The 6,632-nt window shown below is 39.9% G+C and carries 6 protein-coding genes; 5 read left to right on the forward strand and 1 reads right to left on the reverse strand.

What is annotated here, in order from left to right; translation table 11 throughout:
• Nucleotides 1–124: 124 nt before the first annotated feature.
• A complete protein-coding gene (locus tag H8716_RS17075) occupies nucleotides 125–931 on the reverse strand; it encodes a histidinol-phosphatase HisJ family protein (protein ID WP_249310162.1) in 807 nt (268 codons plus the stop codon).
• Between the two features lie 285 nt (nucleotides 932–1,216).
• Between H8716_RS17075 and gap the strand changes: the two genes are divergently transcribed.
• The 5 genes from gap (at nucleotide 1,217) to H8716_RS17100 (ending at nucleotide 6,489) form a co-directional block, all read left to right on the forward strand.
• A complete protein-coding gene (gap, locus tag H8716_RS17080; RefSeq protein ID WP_249310164.1) occupies nucleotides 1,217–2,230 on the forward strand; it encodes a type I glyceraldehyde-3-phosphate dehydrogenase in 1,014 nt (337 codons plus the stop codon).
• Between the two features lie 113 nt (nucleotides 2,231–2,343).
• Nucleotides 2,344–3,567 (forward strand): phosphoglycerate kinase, encoded by a 1,224-nt coding sequence (locus H8716_RS17085; RefSeq protein ID WP_249310166.1) that lies wholly within the window; start codon nucleotides 2,344–2,346, stop codon nucleotides 3,565–3,567.
• Nucleotides 3,568–3,743: 176 nt separating this feature from the next.
• The gene (tpiA, locus tag H8716_RS17090) at nucleotides 3,744–4,496 is read left to right on the forward strand and encodes a triose-phosphate isomerase (RefSeq protein ID WP_158434065.1); all 753 of its coding nucleotides are present in this window, start codon (nucleotides 3,744–3,746) and stop codon (nucleotides 4,494–4,496) included.
• A 369-nt stretch (nucleotides 4,497–4,865) separates the two neighbouring features.
• Nucleotides 4,866–6,041, forward strand: coding sequence for a tyrosine-type recombinase/integrase (locus H8716_RS17095; RefSeq protein ID WP_249310168.1), 1,176 nt, complete (start codon nucleotides 4,866–4,868; stop codon nucleotides 6,039–6,041).
• Between the two features lie 145 nt (nucleotides 6,042–6,186).
• The gene (locus tag H8716_RS17100; protein WP_249310170.1) at nucleotides 6,187–6,489 is read left to right on the forward strand and encodes a hypothetical protein; all 303 of its coding nucleotides are present in this window, start codon (nucleotides 6,187–6,189) and stop codon (nucleotides 6,487–6,489) included.
• The last annotated feature ends 143 nt before the right edge of the window (nucleotides 6,490–6,632 follow it).

Genomic DNA, 6,632 nt, shown 5'->3' on the forward strand with positions numbered 1-6,632 from the left:
GAAAATGGCTAGAGCATGACGTAATGCTGTAGAAAGAAGAATGTCGGAAAGCCGTGTGAGGGAGAACCTCATGCACGGTTTGATGAGGGGCGGATGAAATTTTCATCCGCCTACTCTACCAGGTTTATACAGACAATTTTAAAAATTCCGGTTTCCGGTTCTGGAAGATGCAGTAATAGCGAAAACCAAGGTCGTTCAGCAGATCTGGAAGAAGGTCAAAGCCATAGGCGAGATGTTCTGGTTTGTGTCCGTCAGATCCGATGGTAATCAGTTCACCGCCCAATTCCAGATATCTCTTCAGGACTTCTTCACGCGGATTTGGATGCCCCAGTCCGTATTTGAATCCGGCGGTATTGACCTCCAGACATTTTCCATGTTCGATCAGATAACGTAAGACAGGATCGATCACATCACTGTATTGACTGTAATGATAGGAAGTATGTCCAGACCCGGCATAACGGACGATATAATCCAGATGTGCCAGCGTATCATATTCTTTCATAAGCTGCAGATTCTTCAGTGTTTCTTCAAAGTAGCTGCAGATCACATCGGAAGGCTTTTTGCCGTTCCAGAAAGACGGATAATAAGGATCTGCATGATTCAGTACATGCTGGGATGCGATTACGAAATCAAATGGCCAGGATTGCACATATTTTGTATACAATGCCACGAGATGTGGCTGCATGCCGAGTTCCACACCGAAACGAATATTAATTTTTGAAGCATATTGTTCTTTAAAAATACAAAGTGTTGTGTAATAGGCAGAAGTATCCAGCGAAAAGTCATCTTCCCCTTCTGGATAATCTTCATCATAGTGCTCGGTAAAGCAGATGGTCCCCAGACCGAGGGCAATGGCATATTCAATCATATCCAGCATTGGTGTATCAGAATCCCCGGAAAAAGACGAATGCATATGAAAATCGCTTTTCATGGCAGGCTCACTCCTTTAAAATGATGTTTTTGAGAAAGAACAAAAAGACACAGTCGTGTTGAACCGGCTCATTGTCCGTTTATAATTTGTCATTTCTTATAATAGAAGAAAAAATATAGGATGTCAAATATACATATTTCCAAATCAAACCAAAAACATGAAAAATACCTTGAATTTTTTGAACAAATTGAGTAGAATAACAAGTGGGTTGATGTTCATGAAAAAGAACATCAATAATCTGCAATGTCAGATAAAATTTTTAAATTCTCAGGAGGAATTACGATTATGGCAGTAAAAGTAGCGATCAATGGATTCGGCCGTATCGGTCGTCTTGCATTCAGACAGATGTTTGGTGCAGAAGGTTATGAAGTAGTAGCAATCAACGATTTAACAAGCCCTAAAATGCTTGCACATCTGTTAAAGTATGATTCATCTCAGGGTAAATATGCTCTGGCTGATACAGTAACAGCAGGTGAAGATTCTATCACAGTTGATGGAAAAGAAATCAAGATCTACAAAGAAGCAGACGCTGCTAACCTTCCATGGGGAGAAATCGGTGTAGACGTAGTTCTGGAGTGTACAGGATTCTATACATCCAAAGCAAAAGCAGAAGCACACATCAAAGCAGGTGCTCGTAAAGTTGTTATCTCTGCTCCAGCAGGAAATGACCTTCCTACCATCGTTTACAATGTAAACCATGAAACACTGAAAGCTGAAGATACAGTAATTTCTGCAGCTTCTTGTACAACAAACTGCCTGGCTCCTATGGCTAAAGCTCTTAACGACTATATGCCAATTCAGTCCGGTATCATGTGCACAATTCACGCTTACACAGGTGACCAGATGATCCTTGACGGACCACAGAGAAAAGGTGACCTCAGAAGATCTCGTGCAGGTGCAGTTAACATCGTTCCTAACAGCACAGGTGCTGCAAAAGCAATCGGTCTGGTTATCCCAGAACTGAACGGCAAACTGATCGGTGCTGCTCAGCGTGTACCGACCCCTACAGGATCAACAACAATCCTGAACGCAGTAGTAAAAGGAAAAGCTACTGTAGAAGAAATCAATGCAGCTATGAAAGCAGCAGCTACAGAATCTTTCGGTTACAACACAGATGAAATCGTATCCAGCGATATCGTTGGTATGAGATTCGGTTCTCTGTTCGATGCTACACAGACAATGGTAGTTAACCTTGAAGATGGAACATCTCAGGTACAGGTTGTTTCTTGGTATGACAATGAAAACAGCTATGTAAGCCAGATGGTTCGTACAATCAAATACTTCAGCGAATTAGCATAAGTATTATCAAGACCTATCAGAGGTCCGGTCTTATTTGGACCGGACCTCATTTTAGTATTATGTGTTTTCAGCCAGGGGAGTCCTGAGCTGAATGAAAAACGGAGGTTACGACAATGGGATTAAGTAAAAAAACAGTAGATGATATCAATGCAAAAGGAAAACGCGTGCTGGTAAGATGTGACTTCAACGTACCTTTAAAAAATGGTGAGATCACGGATGAAACACGTATCGTGGCAGCACTGCCAACCATCAACAAGCTGATCAACGACGGAGCAAAAGTAATCCTCTGCTCACATCTTGGTAAAGTAAAGAATGGACCGAACGAAGGCGAATCTCTTGCACCTGTAGCAAAGAGACTTTCTGAGAAGCTTGGTAAAGAGGTAGTGTTCGTATCTGATTACAACGTAACAGGCGAAGCAGCTACCAAGGCAGTAGAAGAGATGAAAGAAGGAGATGTTGTTCTTCTGCAGAATACACGTTTCCGTGGAGCAGAAGAGACAAAGAATGGCGAAAAATTCAGTAAAGAACTGGCTGATCTGGCAGACGCTTATGTTTGCGATGCATTCGGATCTTCCCACAGAGCACATGCTTCTGTAGCAGGCGTTACAAAGTTCATCAAAGAAAAAGGCGGCGAAAACGCGGTTGGATATCTGATGGAAAAAGAAATTGCATTCCTTGGCAATGCAGTAGAGAATCCGGTGAGACCTTTCGTAGCAATTCTGGGCGGTGCAAAAGTTGCTGACAAGCTGAACGTTATCTCCAACCTTCTGGAAAAATGCGATACCCTGATCATCGGTGGTGGTATGGCTTATACATTCCTGAAAGCAAAAGGATATGAAATTGGAACATCTCTTTGCGATGAGACCAAACTGGACTACTGCAAAGAAATGATGGAAAAAGCAGAAAAGCTTGGAAAGAAACTTCTTCTGCCAATCGATACTGTATGCACAAGCGAATTCCCGAACCCAATCGATGCTGAGATCGCTACAGAAGTAGTAGATTCTGACAAGATTCCATCTGATAAGATGGGCATGGATATCGGACCTAAGACACAGGCGCTGTATGCAGATGCTGTTAAGACTGCTAAGACTGTTGTATGGAACGGACCTATGGGTGTATTCGAGAACCCAATTCTTGCAAAAGGTACTATCGCAGTTGCAAAAGCACTGGCTGAGACAGATGCTACAACTATCATCGGTGGTGGTGACTCTGCAGCAGCAGTAAACCAGTTAGGATTTGGTGATAAGATGAGTCATATCTCTACAGGTGGAGGCGCTTCTCTGGAATTCCTGGAAGGAAAAGAACTTCCAGGTGTTATGGCTGCAGACGACAAATAAATTATAATTGTTCAGAGCCAAGCAAAATTTTACAAGCAGGTATAAAATGCTTACATTTTTAATCTGTTTTTGAAATTTTATTTAGCGGATACGCCGCACCGACAAAATGCGTAGCATTTTGGAGGTTAGCTTTGAACAGTTACAATAAAAATAAAATCAGAATCGAGGAAAAGACGATGGCAAGAAAGAAAATTATCGCTGGAAACTGGAAAATGAACATGACACCAAGTCAGGCAGTGGAATTAGTAAATACATTGAAAGATCTGGTAGTTAATCCTGATGTAGATGTTGTATACTGCGTACCTGCAATCGACATCGTACCAGTTGTAGAAGCTGTAAAAGGATCTGATGTGGCAGTTGGTGCTGAAAACTTCTATATCGAAGACAAGGGAGCTTATACAGGTGAGATCTCTGCTCCAATGCTTCTGGATGCAGGTGTAAAATATGTAATCATCGGTCATTCAGAACGTCGTGACTACTTCAAAGAAGACGATGCTCTCTTAAATAAAAAAGTTCTGAAAGCATTTGCTTCCGGTCTTACACCAATCCTTTGCTGTGGAGAATCGCTGGAGCTTCGTGAAAGAAATGCATACAAAGACTGGATCAACCTTCAGATCAAAGCTGACCTGGAAGGTGTAACAGCAGATCAGGTTAAGACTATGGTCATCGCTTACGAACCAATCTGGGCAATCGGAACAGGCAAGACTGCAACAGCAGATCAGGCTCAGGAAGTATGTGCAATGATTCGTCATACAATTGCTGAGATGTACGATGAAGCTACAGCAGAAGCAGTACGCATCCAGTACGGCGGATCTATGAATGCAGGCAATGCAGCAGAACTTCTCTCCAAACCAGACATCGATGGTGGTCTGATCGGTGGAGCGGCTCTGAAGCCAGACTTCGGCAAGATCGTAAACTACAACAAATAAGCAGAATTTGTTGAGAATTGACAAATAAAACACATCAAAACACCCCTAAGCGCCTTGAAAATTAGTTATATCTACTAAGTGAAAAGCGTTTGGGGGTGTTTTATAATTTTATTAATATCACTTTTTGATATCACTTTTTTGCTCCTTTCTCGATAAAAATAAAAAAGTGATAATTGACGAGAAGGAGGAACATTACATGGCAGCAAAGAAAAATGTAAAAGAACAAAACGGGGAGGAAATGTCAGACAGCTAAAGGATGGATCATATGAGTGTCTGATTCAGAGCAAATATCTGAATCCAAAGACAGGAAAGCCTAAACGAATAAAACGAAAAGCAGCTACAGAAAAGGAAGCAAGAGAAAAAGCCAAAATGGATCTGGCAGCATGGGAAAAAGATTATGAACGTGGAAGTGACACCAAAATAGATAAGAAGAGAACATTTGGTGAATATATGGATGAATTTGTGGATATGGAAGTAAAGTCCAATATTACGGCAAGTGGATATCATACTTATATTCGGGCATTAAGTGCCAATTTTTATAATATGTCTATTTCAAAGTATCAGCTGCAAATGTTAAACGCAATGGAATTTCAAAAATATTATGATGAACTTATGGAAAAGAAGGCGAGAAAGACCTGTCTTTTCCCGAGACAGTTATGCATTAGATGTTGTCAGTGGCTGGTAGATCGAAGCCTGCTAAAAGAAAATTATGCAAAACAGGCAATTTTGAAACAAGAAATAGCAGATGAATATGACAGAAAAAAAGAAGAAGATCTGAAAAAGCGAAAAAAAGTATTTACATCAGAAGATATACAAAAGTTTTATTACGCATATAAAAATGATATAGGTCAGTATCCGGTTGTAGTATTATTTTTACTGGAGACGGGCATGAGAAGTGGAGAGTTTTCAGCATTACGGAATGATAATATTGATTTGGAGAATAATAAGATTCATATTGTAGAAGCAATTGGAAGAAGATTTAAGGATAATGATAAAAACAATGAAATGGAGTATTATACAAAGGTTCCAAAAAATAAAGAAGCCCGATATATTATCATGTCGGATTTATGCAGGGAATGTGTTTTATATATGATGGAACAGACAAAATTGAAATGTAAGAATAATCCAGAGAATCTGTTGTATCCATCATTTAGAAGCGGTAAAAGAAGATCTGCGTCCTCTATGGAAACATGCTTTAAAGAATTGTGTGACAGACTGGAAATAGAGCGGGATGTTCATGTAACCAAAACAGGACAGAAAAAAGGCTTATGCCTGCATTCTTTACGCCATACAGCAGATACGATTGCAAATACAGCCAAAGGTGCCAATGTAGTAAATACAGCACTTATGATGGGGCACAAAGCGATTTCTGTTGAGAATCATTATACACATGCAACGGATGATGTTATGCTGTGCATGAAGAAGAATACAACGAAAATTAAGAATATTAAAACCTATCTGATAACGGCATTATATAATGCTCCAACTACAATGAATAGCTTTTATCAGGCAGAGGTCAATCATGATTTGTTTGGCGGTACATAAAAAACTATGTGACACGATGACGCAAAGTGCAACAGAGATAAAAACACATAAAATTTTAATATAATCACATATTGACGATTATGGATATTTTCAGTATGATAAAAGAAAAGCAATATGGTCAGGAATAGAAAAGGGAGGAAGGTACATGTTGAGGACAGTTGGAAGATTAATATTAAAATTAATGGCAATTGTGTGTATCATAGTAATTGTGGCATTGCTGGGAATCCTGGATGTATTTCTACTTCTTGGGTATGCGCTGCATGGCCTGATACTGGCATGTGCGGGATTCATGGTACTGATGATGATATTAGTCACACAGGACTGGCAGACGATTGGTGTGGTCCTTGCAATAGTAGCAGGAAGCAGTCTGGTGATGTTCTTTGGTACCAGTTTGACAACACTTATGAGGAGTATAGAATTTGGTCTGGCAGAGTTTATTGGATCATGATACAGGAGAAAAAGAAACGAGGAATCGCTACAAAATTTTTGTAGCGATTTTTTGTCTCTTCAGTCTGAATACGCTGTTTCGGTTCTAAATTTCCAACTCATTCAACTTTTTTCCAAATTATTTAAAATAAATGGAACAAAATT

The sequence above is a fragment of the Jingyaoa shaoxingensis genome, assembly GCF_014385005.1.
GTDB classification, from domain to species: domain Bacteria; phylum Bacillota; class Clostridia; order Lachnospirales; family Lachnospiraceae; genus Marvinbryantia; species Marvinbryantia shaoxingensis.